Source organism: Bradyrhizobium vignae (assembly GCF_004114425.1).
GTDB lineage: Bacteria > Pseudomonadota > Alphaproteobacteria > Rhizobiales > Xanthobacteraceae > Bradyrhizobium > Bradyrhizobium vignae.
In genome coordinates this window covers 21,372-39,826 of sequence record NZ_RDQF01000033.1, presented here as the reverse complement: position 1 = coordinate 39,826, position 18,455 = coordinate 21,372, and the positions used below count along the sequence as shown (strand labels likewise).

The 18,455-nt window shown below is 60.4% G+C and carries 12 protein-coding genes; 7 read left to right on the top strand and 5 right to left on the bottom strand.

Annotation, left to right across the window (positions count from 1 at the left end; genetic code table 11):
• Positions 1-18 precede the first annotated feature (18 nt).
• The 4 genes from EAV90_RS24755 (at position 19) to EAV90_RS24740 (ending at position 8,055) form a co-directional block, all read left to right on the top strand.
• The gene (locus tag EAV90_RS24755; RefSeq protein WP_129144962.1) at positions 19-3,927 is read left to right on the top strand and encodes an RHS repeat domain-containing protein; all 3,909 of its coding nucleotides are present in this window, start codon (positions 19-21) and stop codon (positions 3,925-3,927) included.
• Between the two features lie 234 nt (positions 3,928-4,161).
• The gene (locus tag EAV90_RS24750) at positions 4,162-5,277 is read left to right on the top strand and encodes an acyltransferase family protein (RefSeq protein WP_129144961.1); all 1,116 of its coding nucleotides are present in this window, start codon (positions 4,162-4,164) and stop codon (positions 5,275-5,277) included.
• A gap of 117 nt (positions 5,278-5,394) precedes the next feature.
• On the top strand, positions 5,395-6,837 hold the full coding sequence (locus tag EAV90_RS24745) for a lipopolysaccharide biosynthesis protein (RefSeq protein ID WP_129144960.1): 1,443 nt from the start codon (positions 5,395-5,397) through the stop codon (positions 6,835-6,837).
• Between the two features lie 81 nt (positions 6,838-6,918).
• Complete coding sequence (locus EAV90_RS24740) at positions 6,919-8,055, top strand: glycosyltransferase family 4 protein (protein WP_245509609.1); 1,137 nt, start codon at positions 6,919-6,921, stop codon at positions 8,053-8,055.
• A gap of 17 nt (positions 8,056-8,072) precedes the next feature.
• Here EAV90_RS24740 and EAV90_RS24735 read toward each other — a convergent pair whose 3' ends face one another.
• Genes EAV90_RS24735 through EAV90_RS24720 form a run of 4 tightly spaced genes read right to left on the bottom strand, consistent with a single transcriptional unit; the run spans position 8,073 to position 12,830 of the window.
• Positions 8,073-9,161 (bottom strand): acyltransferase family protein, encoded by a 1,089-nt coding sequence (locus tag EAV90_RS24735; protein WP_129144958.1) that lies wholly within the window; start codon positions 9,159-9,161, stop codon positions 8,073-8,075.
• Positions 9,158-10,264, bottom strand: coding sequence for an acyltransferase family protein (locus EAV90_RS24730; RefSeq protein ID WP_129144957.1), 1,107 nt, complete (start codon positions 10,262-10,264; stop codon positions 9,158-9,160). The genes EAV90_RS24735 and EAV90_RS24730 overlap by 4 nt, the downstream gene beginning before the upstream one ends.
• 9 nt (positions 10,265-10,273) lie before the next feature.
• Positions 10,274-11,611 (bottom strand): hypothetical protein, encoded by a 1,338-nt coding sequence (locus EAV90_RS24725; RefSeq protein ID WP_129144956.1) that lies wholly within the window; start codon positions 11,609-11,611, stop codon positions 10,274-10,276.
• 7 nt (positions 11,612-11,618) lie between these two features.
• Positions 11,619-12,830: an acyltransferase family protein gene (locus tag EAV90_RS24720; protein WP_245509608.1), complete on the bottom strand. Its 1,212-nt coding sequence runs from the start codon at positions 12,828-12,830 to the stop codon at positions 11,619-11,621.
• A gap of 486 nt (positions 12,831-13,316) precedes the next feature.
• Here EAV90_RS24720 and EAV90_RS24715 point away from each other — a divergent pair, with 486 nt between their 5' ends.
• The 3 genes from EAV90_RS24715 to EAV90_RS24705 all read left to right on the top strand — a co-directional run bounded on the left by EAV90_RS24715 (position 13,317) and on the right by EAV90_RS24705 (position 16,916).
• On the top strand, positions 13,317-13,991 hold the full coding sequence (locus EAV90_RS24715) for a hypothetical protein (RefSeq protein WP_245509607.1): 675 nt from the start codon (positions 13,317-13,319) through the stop codon (positions 13,989-13,991).
• Positions 13,992-14,022: 31 nt separating this feature from the next.
• Positions 14,023-16,224 carry a Wzz/FepE/Etk N-terminal domain-containing protein gene (locus EAV90_RS24710; RefSeq protein WP_122404928.1) on the top strand — a complete coding sequence of 734 codons (2,202 nt, stop codon included), beginning with the start codon at positions 14,023-14,025 and terminating at the stop codon, positions 16,222-16,224.
• A 404-nt stretch (positions 16,225-16,628) separates the two neighbouring features.
• Positions 16,629-16,916, top strand: coding sequence for a hypothetical protein (locus tag EAV90_RS24705; RefSeq protein WP_129144955.1), 288 nt, complete (start codon positions 16,629-16,631; stop codon positions 16,914-16,916).
• Positions 16,917-16,960: 44 nt separating this feature from the next.
• Here the strand turns inward: EAV90_RS24705 and EAV90_RS24700 are convergent, their stop codons facing one another.
• Complete coding sequence (locus tag EAV90_RS24700) at positions 16,961-18,391, bottom strand: undecaprenyl-phosphate glucose phosphotransferase (protein ID WP_129144954.1); 1,431 nt, start codon at positions 18,389-18,391, stop codon at positions 16,961-16,963.
• Between the last annotated feature and the right edge of the window lie 64 nt (positions 18,392-18,455).

The window sequence follows — 18,455 nt, the reverse complement described above, 5'->3', positions numbered from 1 at the left end:
ATGAAACTAGAGTGTGCAATGTCCGATCAAACCATCCTGTCCGCCAGCGGCTTCGTCAACTCCATCGGCGTCAACACGCACGCCGGCTTCGGGTGGACCGACTACAACAATCTCGCACTGATGGTCGATAACCTGAAGTACCTTGGCGTCACCCATCTCCGCGACGCGATGGGAACCAGCCCGGCTTCACAACCTATGGTTGATGGCTTGGCCGCTGCCGGTTACAAGTTCGACTTCCTGGTATCGTCCGCCCTGCCTCAGACAGGCGCAACCGGGCTGCAGAACTACATCGTCTCGCTCGAGAAGTTCGCGGCGAGCCATCCGGGAAGCATCAGCGCCATCGAAGGTCTCAACGAGGCCAATCACCAGCCCTTCAGCTACAATGGCAGCTCGAGCCTCAGTGCCGCGGCTCAGTTCCAGAGCGCGCTCTATCAGGCCGTCAATTCCAACGCCGCGCTCGCCAACACCCCCGTCTATAATCTGTCGCTGGCCTACAACGATCCGCAAGGCTACAGCCAGCTCGGCAACATGTCGGGCTCGGTCGACTACGCCAACGCGCACGCCTATGTCAGCACCAGCCTGACTCCGAGCAGCTCCATTGCGGCAACGCTGAGCGCCGTCTCGACCGCGGCGCCGGGGAAGCCTGTCGTCATCACGGAAACCGGTTACACCACGCAAGCCAACACGCAGTATCTCGGCGTCGACGAGACGGTGCAGGCAAAGTCGATCCTGAACACGCTGGTCGATGCCTACAAGGCCGGCGTGAGCGCGACCTATCTCTACGAGATGTTCGACCGCGATTCCTCCGCCGCCAATACCGATCCGGAAGCGAACTTCGGGCTGTTCAACTCCGACGGCACGCCAAAGCTCGCCGCGACCGCGATTCATAACCTGACGACCATTCTGGCCGACGACGGCAAGGGCGGACTGCAGCCGACTGATCCATTGAACTACACCCTCAGCAACATGCCGGCCTCGGGCAACAGCATGGTGCTCGGCAAGAGCAACGGCGCCTACGAGCTCGTCGTCTGGGCCGAGCCGAAGCTCTGGAACGATGCGACCGATACCGAGATATCCAATCCGACCCAGACCGTCACGGTGAACCTCGGGGCCGTCCATCACACGGTCAAGGTGTACGACACGCTGACGGGAACTACGGCGATCGCCAGCTATACCGACGTCAGCACGATCACCGTTCCGGTCAGCGATCATCCGCTGGTCATCGAGATCGACGCGCCTGCGACCACCCCGACTCCCCCGGACACCCGGACCAGCGTCAGCGGCACGGCCGCCGAGATCGCGCCGCAACTGTCCGACCTCAGCAAGTCGACGGCGCTGCAGAGCATCACGCTGACCGACTCGCACGTCCTTCCGGTCGCCTCGAAGGCGACGATGGACTACATCATCGCCCATTACGGCAGCGCGCTGTCCAAGATCCAGGGTGGATATTCCTTCTCGGTGACGAACACGGCCGCGACCTGGAGCAACACTCTCACTTACGATTCCACCGGAACGCTTACCGCGAATTCCAATACCGGTCTGGATGACAGCGGCCGCCCCTTCACGACCACCATAGACTATTCCGACGGCTCGGAGGATTCCTTCGGCTATACCAATGGAATCAAGACGGCGCTGATCCATCTTGCAACCGATGGCACGAGAACCACCGATACCTATACAATCGGGGGCGTTCTCGTCAGCGAAGTGGTGCAGAAGGCCAGCGGGGCCTACTCCACGACGCTCTACACCGATGGGGTGAAGACGAGGGCCTACATCCTGAATGCCGATGGCACCCAGGACAACTACGCCTATAACATCACCGGCCAGAGCTACACGACCGAGGTTCAGCACTTGGATGCGGCGGGGCATGTCACGAGTGTGACCCGGACCCATGCGGACGGTACGCTGGAATCGACGCAGCTGTTTAACAGCGACGGCAGCAGCGCGATCACGCTTTACAGCGCCGCCGGCGTCAAGCAGGTCGAGACCGATTATCACGCCGATCACAGCATCGATGTCTGGACCTCCAACATCGTCGGGCAGAGCTATACCTCCGAACACGCCGTCTACGACCGCACCGGCTTTCTTACCTCGTTGCAGCGCAGCCACGCCGACGGCAGCCTGGCGTTCAGCCTGGTCCAGAGCACCGACGGGACCAGGACAACCGACTGGTACGACGCCACCGGACATCTCACGAGTGAAGTGGTCCAGAAGGCCGACGGCTATTATTCGACCGCACTCTTCAGCAACGGGGCCGAAACTGCGGCCTACGTCCGCAACGCGGACGGCAGCCAGGACAATTACAGCTACGGCATAACGGGTCAGAGTTTCACGACGCTGATCCAGCACGTCGATCCTACGGGCAAGGTGACCGCCGTCACCCGGAAGCATGCCGACGGAACGCTCGACTATACCCAGGTGATCAACAACGATGGCAGCAGCGTCGTCGTCAACTACGACAGCACGGGAACGAAGATTAGCGAGACGGATGCACACGCCGACGGCAGCAAAGACCTTTGGCTCTACAACATCACTGGGCAGAACTACACGATCGAGCACGATCATTATGATGCAACGGGTTTTCTGACCTTGCTCGAGCGCAGCCACGCCGACGGCACCCTGGCTTTCACGCTGAAGCAGACCAGTGGCGGCGCCAAGACATCCGACTGGTATGATGGGACGGGCACCCTCACCAGCGAGGTCGTGCAAAACGCCGACGGCTCGAGTTCGACGACCGTCTACGCCAATGGCGTAAAGACGGCCGCCTACATCATCAATGCCGACCAGAGCCACGATAACTACAGCTACAACATCGCGGGCCAGAGTTATACGACCGAGCATCAACACCTCGACGCAGCAGGCCACATCACCGACGTCACCCGAACGCATTCTGACGGCACGCTTGATTACGTCCAGCACATCAATGCCGATGGCAGCAGCTCTGTCAGCAACTACGATGCCAGGGGCAACAAGACGGACGAGACCGATCATCATGCCGACGGGTCGAAGGATGTCTTCCTGTATGATGTCGTCGGTCAGAACTATACCACCGAGCACGACACCTACGATTCGACGGGCTTTCTCACCAACATCGTCCGGACCCACGCCGACAACAGCCTGGCCTTCACGCTGGTGCAGACGTCCGGCGGTACGAAGACCTCCGATTGGTACGACGCGAGCGGAACGCTGACGAGCGAGGTGACGACAAGATCCGACGGTTATAGCGCGACGACGATCTATACCGGCGGCGTGAAAAGCGCCGCTTACATCACTAACCCCGACGGAACCTCGGACAATTGGAGCTACAACATCACCGGTCAAAGCTACACCACCCAGCACCAGCATCTGGATGCTGCCGGGCATGTAGTAGCAATCACCCGGACTCACGCGGACGGCACGCTGGATTACACCCAGGTGCTCAACAATGACGGCAGCACGCTGACCGACATCTATGACAGCAGCGGGACCAAGACCCAGGAGATCGCTCAACATGCCGACGCCAGCAAGGACATCTTTCTCTTCAACTTCAACGGGCAGGCCGGCACGACGCAGCACGAGAAGTACAACTCGGCTGGTGCTCTGCAGTCCTTCGACGACGTGAAGCCGGATGGCACCCACAACGTGACGGCGGTCGCCGCCGGAATCAGCATCCAGGGCGGAAATGGTGACGATCTGTTTTCGTCGGCGCCAAATTCAACCACTATCCTCTACGATCATGGCCATGATCAGATCCTGAACTTCAAGGCAGGCGACACGGCAAATCACGATACGATTGCGATTTCTAAGCTATTGGTGTCCGATTACGGCCACCTCCAAATGTCGCAATGGGGGACGGACGTGGCGATCCAGTTGTCGGCAAACGACTCGATCCTGATCAAGAACAATTACGTCACCAATCTTACCAGCCATGACTTTGCCTTCGTTTGAACTGGCGGACGGCTAATCTTCGGCTTCTCTTTGACGAAGAAGGGTTGGATCGCCGCTTGCGATCCGACCCTTCGATCAAGCTTTAGGCCCTTGCCTCGCGTTTGAGCAGGCACAGCCTGTTCGACTCTCTGATCGGCGCAATGCTCCGTTGCGTCGCGATGCAGCATGGTCCGAACTTGCGTCACAATTTGCATTTACCGTTGCGCTCGGTCTTGAACAGCGCGATGTGGCGACATGGATGGCAATGAACCGCGACGCTTTGTCGTCCTCGACTTCTACAGGTTCGTTGCCGCGCTTGGAGTCTTTGTCTTTCACCTGAAAAACATTGACCCCGGCATTTCTCCGGCCTGGAATGGATCATTCGGCCTGTTCGTCGACATGTTCTTTATCCTCTCAGGCTTCGTCATTTCGTACTCTTATCCGGCCAACTCCGGCGAGGGCCATTCCTATCTCCGCTTCATGCTTCGCCGGATCGCCCGGATCTATCCGCTGCATCTTCTGACACTGCTGGCTTTCGGGGGCGTCGCGTTCATCGGCATTCACGATTCCGCCTCACATACGAGCGTATCGGACTTCATCTACAACCTGTTCCTGGTTCAGGCCTGGGGCGTCACCGATCACCTAAGCTTCAACACGCCCGCATGGTCGATCAGCGCGGAACTGTTCTGCTATCTTTTGTTCCCGCTCCTGATGTATCTCGCAAGGAGCGTATCGCCCGTGCTTCTCGCGCTGATCGTCGCCGCATCGTACGGCATCCTTGCCCATGGCCATTTACCGATTTGGCATGAACGATCGCAGATGTATGGCGCGAACTTCGACTATGGAATGCTGAGGGCGCTGCCTAGCTTCCTGAACGGCATTCTTCTCGCCATTCTTTTCCGCCTATCAGGGAGCTACCGCAAGAGAGTCGTCATTTTCCTCGGCGTTGCAGTTTTCGCGATGGCGGTCCTGATCCTCAACATCTTCGCCAAGCCCGATCTTGCGATCATCCTGTTCTCGCTGGCGATCCTGCTGACGGCGGTCGGTGAGAGCGCGCTTGATCGGGTTCCCGGTGCTGCATGGTTGGGCCGTCTCGGCAACACATCCTACTCGGTCTACATGCTGCATGAGCTTCTGATCATTCTCGTTTTCCTTCCAATCTGGCGGCACTTCTCATTGGGCCCAAAGGATTTTCCGCTGTTCGTGCTCGCATGCTGCCTCCTGCTCATGATCACGGCCGATGTCACGTATGCTTATGTTGAAAGGCCGGCACGCGACTGGATCAATCGGTATGGTCGACCGCGTTCGCGGCAGGTCTTGACCACAGCCTCGCTCGATACCGCCGTTGTGGAGTCCGCGAATGCCCGCTGACGGCATTCATGCTTTGACCTCACTCGCCGCGAGCGATTTGCAGAGGCAATCGAATTGATCGAGCTAAATCCACGCTACTCGGAGGAGACCCACGCGAGACGAGTTCGCGCGGGCGCGATGGCCGCCATTGCCACCCAAATCGTGCGCGTGGGAACGCAGGCCGGTTCGGTGATCATCCTCTCGCGGCTGCTTACTCCCGCTGATTTCGGCATTTTCGCCATGGCATCTCCGGTGCTCGCTTTCGCAGTCTTGTTCCAGGACCTCGGGCTTGGACATGCCACCGTTCAGAAGGACTCGCTCAGCCAACGCGACCTGAGTTCGCTGTTTTGGGTCAATTTATCCATCGGAGCGGCACTGGCGCTGACGCTTGTTGTGCTCTCCCCCCTGGTCGGAAAGTTCTATGGCGAGCCCAAGCTGGCGGCGCTCACTGCAAGCATGAGTCTCACCCTCCTGCTCAGCGGTGCAGACGTTCAACACCTGTCGCTCCTCACCAGACAAATGAGGTTCTGGACGCTCGCCGCGATCGAGTCCATGGCGGCTTTGTCCGGACTTGCGGCATCGATCGCCATGGCCCTGATCTACCACAGCTACTGGGCGATCCTCGCCGGCAGCCTGACGTCCGGGGTGGTACTCGCAAGCGGCGCCTGGCTGAGCTCGGGATGGTTGCCGTCGCGGCCAGGGTCCATCGGGCAATCGCGGGGGATGCTGAGCTTTGGCCTCGGCGTAACCGGCTACAACCTCGCTGAGTTCTTCTCCCGCAACATCGACAGCGTCCTGATCGGGCAGGTGTGGGGCGCGGCATCCCTTGGTGTCTATAATCGGGCCTACAGGCTGCTGCTCTTTCCGCTTCAGCAAATCACCAATCCGATGGTCCGGATCATGCTTCCGACCCTGTCCAGCCTGCTCAACGAAACCGAGCGCTACCGTCAGTCGTATCGCCGTGCCGTGTTGCCAGCCTATACGGTGGTCTTGCCGGGGGTCGCCTTCATGATTGCGACCGCCGGCCCTCTGGTTGAGACCTTGCTCGGAGATCGCTGGAAGGAAGTGACTCCGGTCTTTGTAGGGTTGAGCGTCGCCGCACTCCTGCAAGCGACCAATAGCCCGGCGAACTGGCTCTTCCTCAGCCAGGGACGATCGCGTGAATACATGAAGTGGGGGCTCTTCGTCGCAATCACCTCCGTGATCGCATTCGTCTGCGGCTTGCACTACGGGCCGGCGGGCGTGGCGGCGGCATATTCGGTCAGCGAATGCCTGCGAACACCCATTCTGTGGTGGTTCGTCGGACGCAGAGGTCCCGTCGGCCATCGCGACGTCATGCAATCAATCGCGCCACACCTTGCGGGCGCGATCGCATCGATCATCAGCGTTCACCTGCTGCGCGACGCGATGATGGCTCGGCTCTCTGGCGACCTGCCAACTCTGCTGGCCTGCTTTGGCCTATCCTACGCGGTATCGCTGCTTGTCATCGCGATGTTCCCCTCCGCGCGACGTGAGATGTATCGGTACGTCTCGCACGGATGGACCAAGACGAGGGTCAGCATGCGCTTTGCCGATAATTGAACACTGACCTCCCAATCTTGCGGCATCATCAGGCGTTGAGGATCATCTGATCTAGGAAGGTCAGGGAACCAGGAGATCACCGTGCACGGCACAGTTGCCCATCAGAGTCCACGTTTGCGTGTGGCGATCTACGCACCACATTTTGCGGAATATTCCTACCGTCTCGCGTCGGGATTGGCCCGCCATTGCGACGTCCGGCTGGTGCTCAATCGCAAAGACGCCAATCAGCAATGGGAACTGGCCGATATCGCCGTGACGGCTCCGTTTGAGACGAGAATTCGTGACTTGAGCCTGCGCCGCGGCGGCGCGATCGGCATCCCGGCCTCGTTCCTGGACATAATTTCGTTTCGTCCCGACGTGATTCATTGTCACGAAGTTCCGGAGATCTACACGTCCAAGCTGATCCAGTTTCTCCGTCCGCTTGGCATTCCGCTGGTGCTGACGGTTCACGATGCGATTCCGCATTCGGAAGGCGGCTCCGGCACCTCGCCACGTGAAGATGCCTGGCGCGGGCGCATGCGCGCAGCCGCATCGGTCGTCACCACGCATGGCGAGAGCTGTATTGCCGATTTTCGCCGCGCCTCGCCCGACTTCAAAGGCGAAACGGTCTCCAGCATGCACGGCGTGCTCATGGTGCCGCCGGCCGGAGGTGCGGTCACTGCGCCTGAAGCTGCACGCATCCTGTTTTTTGGGCGGATGTGGGCTTACAAGGGCCTCGACGTCTTCATCGATGCGATCGACATGTTGGCCAAGCGCGGTGTCGCCCATGAAGCGATCGTCGCCGGCCGCGGCCCCGAGATGACACGGCTCGGCGCGCGAATGGAGGCGATGCCGACGGTCAAGACCATCAACGCCTATATCTCGCCCGCAGATACCGGACGACTGTTTCGGTCCGCCACAGTTGTTGCCCTGCCCTATAAGGACGCAACGCAGAGCGGCGTGCTTGCTTCCGCCTATGGCAATTCCCGGCCCGTCGTCGCCAGTGCGACCGGCGGCATTCCCGACGTCGTGACGGATGGCGTCAACGGACTGCTGGTTCCGCCCGGCGACGCCACGGCATTGGCCGACGCCCTCGAACGCGTGCTGACCTCCAAGCCTCTAACCGCGACATTGACCGAAGGCGCGCGGCAGACCGCAGCCGGACTCTTGAACTGGGATCGCATCGCCGAGCAGCTACTCGGGTCCTATCACCGGCTCGCTGGCCGCACCGTGAGCTGACCGCGACAGGCGGCCTCTCAAACCGATTGCTCGACCTGCGGTCGAAAGAACATGCTGCGGATCGCACCGTCCAGCAATCGCCTCAGCCTGACCTCGATCAATTCATAGCTGATCGCGCTCGCAACGAGTGACATCACGAGCCCGAGCCCGATGAAGGCGGCCCACAGCAGCCAGCGATCCACGCCGACGGCGACCAGCTTCAGGCCGATCAACTGCAAGGGGAAGAGCACGAAGGGGTGCACGAGATAGAGGCTGTAGCTGATCTTGCCGACATACTGCAGGGCCGGTGTGCTCAGAGCTTTGCCGATGCCGGAGTCCGGAGCAAGCACCATGCCGAACAGCAGAAATCCGGGAATTAGACCGACGAAGGGATGAAACAGCACCAGGCTCGCATACAGCGCCGCTCCGCAGGCAAGGCCGGCGAGCAAGCCGGCACGCCCCGGAATCGAGATGCGGAATCCGGTGGCGCTGAACAGCATGCCGATGCAGAAGAAGGCGGTGATCGGCCAGCGCATCAGGCAGGCGATGCCAAGCAAGAGCAAAGGTGCCGCCAGCAATCTGCCCCCGGTGCGCCAGGTCGAGAACGTCAGCGCAAACCAGATGTAGAACGCCCACTCATAGGTCAACGTCCAGGCATTCTGCTGGGCAATGGGCAGGCCGAGCGCGTCCTGTACGAAGAACAGATTGGCCGCAAAGATTGCGAGATAGCTGCTCAGATCGATGCCGCGGAAGAACTTGTAGGCCACGATCGGACCGATCGCGAACAACGCAAGATGCAGCACGACGAACACCGGCATGATGCGCAGGACGCGATCGAAGAAGAACCGCGACAGCGACCCGTGCCGCACCAGGCTCGCCGGGATCAGGAATCCGCTGATCATGAAGAACAGCTCGACGCCGTGCCCGCCGACATTGATCGCCGATTGCAGCCAGGACCAGAGCGGTGGCAGGAAGCCGGGGTCCGGGATGTCGTACATGCCGCCCTTCGGCATGTCGTAGAAATGATCCATCAGCACGCTCACCGCGGCGATGCCCCGCAGGCCCTGGACCGACGGAACGAACGATCCGTCATAGGCGGCGCCCGGCTGGTGCGGTGTCTTGATCACTCCGCGGCACCCTGGGTGCTGAGGGCGGGCTCGAGCACGACCGGCTTCCGTCGCGCCGAGCGGAACCTGTGCCCGAAGGAAATGCAGGGTTTCTCGACGAAGGCGTAAGTCATCCAGCTGACCAGGATCGACAACGCCAGGATCACGGCCAGGAAGAGCGACCATCCCAGCGGCCCGTTGCCGAACCAAACGAGGCGATGGACGGCGACGATCACGAATGGCGACATCAGGTAGACCGAATAGCTGATCACGCCAACGAACGCCATCGGGCGCCACGCCATTCGCTCGCCGAACACGGCAAAGGCGATGAAGACCAGCGCCGCGCAGACATAGGCCGATCCGATCGAATAGCTGTAGAAGAAATTCTCGTGATACACGCCTCCGAACCGCCGATCGGACAGGGTGGCGGCGAAGATCGCATACAGAAGCGTGCAGACCGCCACGTGGGTCCAGCGCAGTTTGCCGCCGACGACGGTGTCGCGGATGATCTTGCCCAGGAACATGGCCGACAGGTTCAACCCGACCTCCATCACCGAGGAGACGGTCCTGTTCTCGATCATGAGCGCGGCGGTGGTTCCGACCAGCGCGGCCGCAACGACGATCGTCACCGCCGTGAAGCGCTGGTTCAGCAACCCCATCGCAAAGAGAATCGTGCACCCGACGTAGAACAGCAGCTCGATCGCCAGCGTCCAGTAGAACACCCAGAGGTTCGGGACGTTCACGAAGGTCTGCAACATCGTCACGTTGGCGGCGACCTGCCCCAGCGGATAGACTTTCGACTCCAAGAGCTGCATCGTCACGAGCCCGACCAGGAGCGACGTCCAGTAGGCCGGATAGAGACGGAAGAAGCGGCTGATCGTAAAATCCCGCACGGGCGTGGTGCTGTCCGGAAAGCTGAACGGAATGACGAAGCCGCTGACGAAGAAGAACAACACGACGCCGAACCGGCCAAAGTTCATGTAGTAGCCAAACACGTCGTGGATGGGCCAGTAATAGGCGCCCGTCGGGTGCTTCTCGACGATCAACTCGAACACGTGCTGGACCAGGACCGACAGCACGGCAATGCCGCGCAGCGTGTCGATGAATGCGAGCCGTCTATGCATCGTTCGTTCTCACCTGCTTCCGCTCGCCGCCGGTAGATCCGGGCTGAAGCCATCCAGTGGCCGCATCGGAGGCCGCATGACGATTGGCACGGCGTCGGCCCCACGTGCAGAGGTCGCGCGCCGCGAGAACACTTCGCTGAAACTCAATGCGATGATCAGCAGGCCGGAGGCCGGGCCGTAATTCAAGACCGTGATCGTGAACAGGTTGACGACGAAGAGCAGCGTCAGCTTGTACACGTCGGTCGCACCGAACGTCGCCCGGAACACCATCACCATGAACGCGACGAAGGGGAGACCGAACATCAGGTACGTCCCGATGTAGAAATTGTCGACGGGCACCCAAAACGACGCGAGCGGCGAGAACAGCTGCTGCGGATAGTTGAAGCAGCCCGCACCGCAACCCGTCACCAACCCGATCGGCATCAGCTGAGTCATGTAGACGAAGGGCAATTGCCAGCTGTTGTTGATGCGATCAAGAATGCTGTACAGCGTCGAGTGCGGGACCGCCGGCGTGCCTGACGCGAGCAGGATCATGAAGAGCGGAATCAGGATCGCAGCAAACGACCACAACGCGATGCCCCGAACAGCCAAAAAGCGAGACCGCTCCGGCAACATTCGTACAAGAAGCAGGAGCAACAAATAGAACGACAGGACAATGAATGTCGTCTTGCTGGTGGTCAGCCAAACCACATAAATAGCGATCGATCCGGCCCCAATACACCAGGACGTGCTCTTGCGGATTGACGTGATTGCGAACGATACCAGGATGAAGAAGGCGGCCATGGTGTTGTCGGCCGCAAAGCCCATCAGGCGCTGGTCGTCGCCGCCGTAGGCCCACCACAACCGGCCGGCCTCCCGTACCGCGCCGAAGGATTCGTATTTGTAGCCCACCCAAGGCATCGCGTAGAATTTCGTCAGGAAAACGCCGATCACGGACAGATAGAAGGTCACGGCGATGACCGACAGAAGCTTTCGGTATGAGCCCAGACTCGAATCGCAGAAGCAGAATCCGACGAACACCGGCAGCATCATCTTGAAGGACGAGATCGCTGCGTTCATCGTCCCCAGCATGAAATAGCCGAGCACGAGCGACAGCATGATCTGCACGAAGACCAGCAGGGCCAGGGTGCTGCGATTGCGCAGGATGCAATGGACGAAGAACTGGACGAGGCACAGAAGCGCAACGGCGTCCGGCAGATACCACAGCGGATCCATGTGATAGATGCTGGTGTAGTAGCGGATCACGCCGCCGAAGGCGTCGCGGACCAGATAGACGCCGAGCGCGATCGCCTCGATGTTGAGGCTGATCAGCGTGATTCGGGGACGGTTCAGCGCGAGGATGGTCATGTCCCGCTCAGTTCGTCGGCCGCGCCGATGGCGCCGGGGAAGCCGAGAAATCGGACCGGCTGCCAAGAGCGTTCCGCATCAGCCTGCCGCCAGGGATTTCGACGTAGAGATAGGTGAAGTGCGACACCGCCAGCACGGCGGCAAGTGAGACGACGAGATTCAGCGTTGCGGGCAGACCGGCCCAGACCGAATCGAGCGCGGCGATCCGCCCGGCCCCGAGCGCGCGCACGAAATACTCGGCCAGCAGCACCACGACCGCGTGCACCATGTAGATCGAGTAGGAGCGGCGCCCGAGCCAGACCAGTGGTCCTGCCACCAGCAACCGCGGCACCAGCATCGCATCCGGAAACGCGAGTAAGCTGCCGAGGAAGATCGCGAACGTCACCGGCGCGAGGAAGGTCGCCGCGGGATTGGTCTCCGCCACCGACACAAGGACGATGCTGGCGATCATGGCGACGAACTGCACCATGCCCTGGACCGCAGGGCCCGGCATGGCCGGCAGCCGATCGACGATCCGCACCGTCAGCACGCCCAGAAAGAAGCTCACGAAGCAGCGCAGGATGCCGAAGTCGGTCTGAAGCCCGAGGCTGCTCTTGTCGAGCCCGAAAATGATGAAGACGAGGCTCCCGACCGCAAGCAGCCCGCAGAGACCGTAGAACCACAACAGCGAACGCATGCGCTGGGCAAACAGGACGACCAGGCCGAACACCAGATAGGTGTAGAACTCGACGCTGATGCTCCAACTCGGCGCATTCCAGCTGAGATAATCGATGAACCCCATGGAGTGCAGCAGCAGGACATTGAGCACGAAGGAATAGGCGTTGTTCACCTCGAAGGCCGCCGGCGCAGCCACCACGACACCCGCCATGACCAGGCTGATGCGCAGGAGGCGGAACAACAGATTGGCCATCAGCATGACGATGTGCAGCGGATAGACCCTTGCCAGGCGCCGCACCATGAACTCGCGCAGCGAGAAGCGCCCGAAGTCGCTCTCGACGTAGCTGAGCGACATGACGATCCCGCTGAGAACGAAGAACAAATCGACCAGCAGCCAGGCGCTTCTGAAGAACGAGCAGTTGATCCACGCATTGTGCGGGAACGCCGCGAGGAAAGTCGGCATCAGCAGAAGGTGGTGAATCACCACCGAAGTCGCGGCGATCCCCCGAATGCTGTCGAGGGGCAGGACATGCGCCTTCTCACGATGAACCAACTCCGTCACATCAACATTCCATAGCTATTGCGCCGCAGCAGTGTGGATCAGGTCTCGCGCGTGTTCAATCTCTGCGATTCACGGACTCGCACGCGATGCATGACGACCGACGATACTTTCAATGCTCGTAGATCATTCAGACATGTGAGCGCCAACTTCACGCCACTTTTTGTTTGAGGCGCCGCGTGCTTCGGGCGCAAATTCCATCAGCTGTGATGATTGCGAGTATTTGCGTGGAAAGTGTGCGCGAAATTCGGCGCTGTTGCGGTAGAGGCCATTCCCAAGACATTGGTCTGTCTGCGTATGGATGTCGCAGCAAAAATTCTTTTGTCCGAGGGAACAATACAAGCGCGCCGTGACTTGTGTCGGTTTTGCGACCCGCGGGTCTGCGAGTGCCTGATATGTTTTCAAGCTGCAACATCCATGAGCGCGACATGCCAATCTCGCAGGCATTGCAAATCGTGCTTTTGCAACCGGCGCAAAGTTTGAGCAACGTTGTTCGTCGTCGACGATCGTGCATCAGTTTGCGCCGCACAAAAAGATGACACAGTTACCTGCCAAGTTTCGCGTGTTCTCCTATTGCAACAGAAGCAAGGAACACGGATGGGCCGCGGACTAACACGTCGTCATGCACAGCCGCGATGGCTATCGACTGTTTTGATAGGTTCTGCGCTGATCGTTTCGAGCAGCGATGCTTGCCGCGCCCAGTGCGTCGAATTCTCTGACCGCGCCTCGCAGCTCGAACTAGATACCTTCGTCAAGTCGCCGTCTTCGCTTCTGGAGCGACTGCGCAATGACAAGGAGAAGCTGAGATATCGGCTCTCGGCTCTCATCGCGACCAATCCATCGGTGTTGCCCTCCGTGCAGACGCTCATCTCCGCATCGGCTTCAAGCGATAGGTCGGCCATCGGCGCCGCGCTGCGGATTGCCGAAGAGCGGTGCACGTCGACGAAGCCCGACGCAGCCCGCAAGATCAGGGATTTCGCGCAGCGGATCGGCGATCTCAACGTGCAATCAGGCTATTCCGCAGCGGGAGAGGACTCGGGCCCCCAGCAGGCCCAATCGCAGAGCAAGGGTCTTGCGCGGCCGCCGCGAGGCGGAGCGCTGCTCGACGGCGAATGGAAGACCAAGTTGGCCGACCCCTTCAAGCCCGTTCCCCTTCCGAATTGATCAGTGATCGTCAAAGGCAGCGAATTAGCAAATGTACCAGCCTAGAGAACATTTCCAGTCGGGACACCGGTTCGGCATCGAATTCGGCGGGGCCGTGCTCAGCTTCGAGCGCGTGGCCGACGTGCTACGCCGCCAATGGCCAATCATTGCGGCATGCGCCGGCGCTTCGTTGGCGCTGGTGATGGTCTACCTGATTACGGCGCAACCCATGTATACGGCGAATGCCCGCATCATGATGGACACGCGTCAGGCACAGGTGCTGGACAAGGACAGCAATACCAACAGCGCCCTGATCGACACCGGCTATGTCGACAGTCAGGTCGAAATCATCAACTCGGACGACCTGATTCTGTCCGTCGTTCGTCGTCTGAAGCTCACGGAGGATCCGGAGTTCAAAGGTTCCAATCCGGGCCTTCTCTCCCTCATCATCGGCAAGGTGAGTTCGCTGTTTGGCTCCGGTGAACCGCCGACCCAGGAACGAATCGAACATGCCGTGGTCGAGCAGGTTCAGAAGAACCTGAGAACGGAGCGCGTCCTGACGACATATGTTCTCTCGTTGAACTATCGCGCACGGACCCCCGACAAGGCCGCCAAGATCGCCAACGCCATCGCCAATGCCTATCTTGTCGGCGCTCTGGAAGCCAAATATCAGTCCACCAAGCGGGCAACCGAATGGCTTCAGCAGCGCAGCCTCGAGCTGAGCGAGCAGGCAACGGCCAGCGACCGCGCCGTGCAGACCTTCAAGGCCGAGCACAACATCGTCGGAACCAGCCGCGGCCTGATGTCCGAGCAGCAATTGTCGGACCTGAATACGCAGCTGGTTCAAGCGCGGGCTGCGACGGCCGAGGCCAAGGCCCGGCTCGACCGGATCGAGGCGATCTCCGACCAGGATCTCGCGCAGCCGACGGTGACGGACGCTCTCAACAATTCGGTCATCACCCGCCTGCGCGCCCAATATCTCGACCTCCAGGCCCAATATGCCGACTGGTCCAGGCGTTATGGCAAGACTCACCTTGCGGCGGTCAATCTGGCCAACAAGATGGACGAGCTGCGCAAGAACATCGCCGACGAGCTGCATCGGATCGGGGATGCTTATCGCAGCGATTATGAGATCGCAAAGAGCCGCGAGGCGTCGCTCGAGAAGAACGTCAAGGACCTCGTTGCCCAGGCCGGTCACACCGGCCAGGCCGAGGTCAAGCTGCGCGATCTCGAAAGCGCCGCCGACACCTATCGCAATCTCTACAACAACTTCCTCGAAAAGCTGCAAAGCGCGACGCAAAACCAGAGCTTCCCGCTCAGCGAGGCGCGTCTCATCAGCACCGCCACGAATCCGGACCAAAAGAGCTCACCGCGCACGGTCCTGGCGCTCGTTGGCGGCCTGGTGGGCGGCCTCTGTCTCGGCTTCGGTGTCGCATTTGCGCGTGAACTGCTGAGCGACGTGCTCAGGACCCCCGGCGAGGTCGAGGATGAGCTCGGCGTGAAGTGCCTCGGCGTCCTGCCCGATATCGGTCCAGCCGCGAAGACCGGCGCATCCGATATATCTCGCTATGTCGTCGATCATCCGTTCTCGCGGTTTGCCGAGACGTTGCGCAACATCAAGGTGTCGATCGACGTTGCGCGCCTGACCCGCGAGATCAAGGTGATCGGCATCGTCTCTTCCCTTCCCAAGGAAGGAAAAACGACCGTCGCGGCGAATTTCGCGCAATTGATCGCTCTCACGGGGCATCGCACGGTGCTGATCGACGGCGACCTGCACACGCGCTCGCTGACGCGAGAGCTCGCGCCCAACGCCAAGAGCGGACTTGTGGAGGCGCTCAACGACCCCGCGAGCCTCGGCTACCACGTGCAGCGGAGCAAGGAGACGGGACTGGATTTCCTTCCCTCCGTCGTGGCTTCCCGCATGGTGAATTCGGCCGACGTGATTGGATCGAAGGCGATGGCCGAGCTGCTCAAGGTGCTGAGAGAGCACTATGAGTATATCGTGATCGATCTTGCCCCGGTGATGCCGGTGGCGGACTCCAAGGCCGTCAGCCTCCTGATCGATGCCATGGTCTACGTCATCGAATGGGGGCAGACGACACGAAGCGCTCTTCAAGAGTCGGTTTCGGGGTCGGAGGTGCTCCAGAAGAAACTGCTCGGTGCCGTGCTCAACCGCGCCAATCCGAAGATGCTCAAGCGCATCGAGGCCTACAAGGGTAAGCACCACAACAGCTACTACGTCGAGCACGCCTAGGCGGAGGCGCGGCGACGCGCCCAGCCGAACTGGAACGACCTCGGGCCCGCTGCCATTTGGCAGCGGACCTTATTCTTGTTTCGTGGAATTGTCGCTTGAAGGCGAGCGAGCGCGCCTTGCACGCGAGACAGCCCGAGCCCGTCGGACGGACGGAGATCGTGCCCAGGCACAGCCGGGCTGCTTGGACGTCCGTATTCATCCGGAATCCACAACTTGCGGTTATTGCTCTAGCCAAAAGCAAGGATTGACCAAGACGGTGCGCCATGGGCAACCATCTGTCGCTAAGACGAGACAATCCGGGCTTGATGCCTCAAAATGACGAAACTTTAGGCATCTTTCCTTCTCGGTTCCCCGGGGCTAATCTCGGCCCATACTCACTCACAGCTCTTTTCCGGTGGGCTCGGATGCTGATCGTCCTTACGATTTTGACTATTTGGGTTCTGCTCAACATTCTCTTCGTATTGGTCGTGATCCCCCCGCGCAAGCCGCTTCGGCAGCCCATGGCAACGACGCTCTCACCGGCGCCCATCGAGCCAAGCCGGCGCGAGATCGAGCAGGACGAACCTTTCTCGATCCGCCATGTCATCTTCTCCCTTGCAATGGGAGCCTTCTTCGTGCTCGTGCCGCCGCTTCTTGCCCTGCGGGATGCGATCATGCGGCTCCTCGGCAAGCCGCCGCGCAATGGAACCTGAGGCGCCTCGGGTCAGCGCTCTCAGGCGGTTGAGACATCAAGCGACTAGTAGGCTTCCTGGAACATCACTGCGGACGCGGTGCGGGCCATGATCTTCAGGTCGAGCCAGATGCTCCAGTTGCTGACGTACCAGACGTCGTACTCGACCCGCTTCTCCATCAGATCGATCGTCGGCGTTTCCCCCCTGAATCCGTTCACCTGGGCCCAGCCCGTCAAGCCCGGCTTCATGTGATGGCGGTAGACATACTTGCTGATGAGCTCGTCGTAGTAGTTGTCGTGGGCGAGCGCGTGCGGACGCGGTCCGACCAGTGACATGTCCCCACGCAGCACGTTCCAGAGCTGCGGCAGCTCGTCGATGCTCGTCATGCGGAGGAAACGCCCAATTTTTGTGACACGGGCGTCCTTCTTCGTCGCCTGTGTCACCGTCTCACCATTCTCGCAAACGGTCATGGTTCGAAACTTCCAGATCTCAAACGGCCGGCCGTTGAAGCCGCGGCGCGACTGCCGGAATATGACGTTTCCAGGTGAATCCAGCTTGATCAGCATGGCAACGGTCAGCAGCAGCGGCGTCAGCAGCACGAGCGCGAACAGAGCGACGCCGACGTCGAGACAGCGCTTTTGCAGCCGTTCGAGAATTGTGAGCGGCGGTCGCTGGATCTCGACCGCGACGGTTCCGCTGACCGGCAAAAAGGGACGGGTCACGAGGTCAGCAACCGGGTCGTCCGGCAGCAGGCGAATGGGCTGCGGGACGGCGCGCAAGTATGGCCCCAGCTTGCGCAGCATCGGCAATTCGTTCCAGTCGATCGCAAGCAGATATTCATCGACGTCAGCCGAGCGCGACTGACGGATGACGTCGCGAATCTGTCGCTCCCACTGGCCATCATCCCGGTCGTCTCCGAGCACGAAATGGCGCATGACGTCGAAGCCATTCCTGCGCAGATCCTTGAAGCGGCTCGAGGTGAAGTCGAGCGGCTTCAGGCTGAGCAGGATCACCTTGCGATCGACCAACCGGCTTCGCGCAAAGCTCGTGCCGAACACGGCCTGCCAGACGAAGCGCAGGCTGATCAGGCCAAGTCCGCCGATCACGGCGAAGACGATGACGGTGCCGCGCGATAGATTGTCGGTCGATTTCAGCAGGAAGGCCGCAACGGCCAGGATCGTGAGCGACGTCAGCCAAATGAACGCCGCCATTCGAAGCTGCCATACGAGATTGAGCAGGCGGTGCGTGGAATAGACGTCGCGGAAATAGGCGATCCCGACGAACACCACGCCCACGAACAACCCGGCTCCCACCGATGCGCCGTCGGCAGGCGAAGCGACAGCCCCACCATACAGCGAAGCTCCCGCCGCATAGCTCAACAGGATCAACAGAAAGTCAGTAGCGATGACGACGATCTGAAAAGGCCTCTGAAGAGCGCTGCCGCGCGCAGATGAAAGCGCATGGGCGTTTTCAGAACCATAAGTTGCAACAGCCATTCGAACCTCTGCCTATCGAGAGAGTGCCTGACGCTCATCGTGATGCTGAAGACTCGTCAATTCC

What these genes read in the sequence shown, in the direction of transcription:
- EAV90_RS24745 (WP_129144960.1), top strand. Translation starts at nt 5,395, where the DNA reads ATGGCCGCCATTGCCACCCAAATCGTGCGCGTGGGAACGCAGGCCGGT.
- EAV90_RS24730 (WP_129144957.1), bottom strand. Translation starts at nt 10,264, where the DNA reads ATGCATAGACGGCTCGCATTCATCGACACGCTGCGCGGCATTGCCGTG.
- EAV90_RS24700 (WP_129144954.1), bottom strand. Translation starts at nt 18,391, where the DNA reads ATGGCTGTTGCAACTTATGGTTCTGAAAACGCCCATGCGCTTTCATCT.
- EAV90_RS24750 (WP_129144961.1), top strand. Translation starts at nt 4,162, where the DNA reads ATGGATGGCAATGAACCGCGACGCTTTGTCGTCCTCGACTTCTACAGG.
- EAV90_RS24705 (WP_129144955.1), top strand. Translation starts at nt 16,629, where the DNA reads ATGCTGATCGTCCTTACGATTTTGACTATTTGGGTTCTGCTCAACATT.
- EAV90_RS24710 (WP_122404928.1), top strand. Translation starts at nt 14,023, where the DNA reads ATGTACCAGCCTAGAGAACATTTCCAGTCGGGACACCGGTTCGGCATC.
- EAV90_RS24755 (WP_129144962.1), top strand. Translation starts at nt 19, where the DNA reads ATGTCCGATCAAACCATCCTGTCCGCCAGCGGCTTCGTCAACTCCATC.
- EAV90_RS24725 (WP_129144956.1), bottom strand. Translation starts at nt 11,611, where the DNA reads ATGACCATCCTCGCGCTGAACCGTCCCCGAATCACGCTGATCAGCCTC.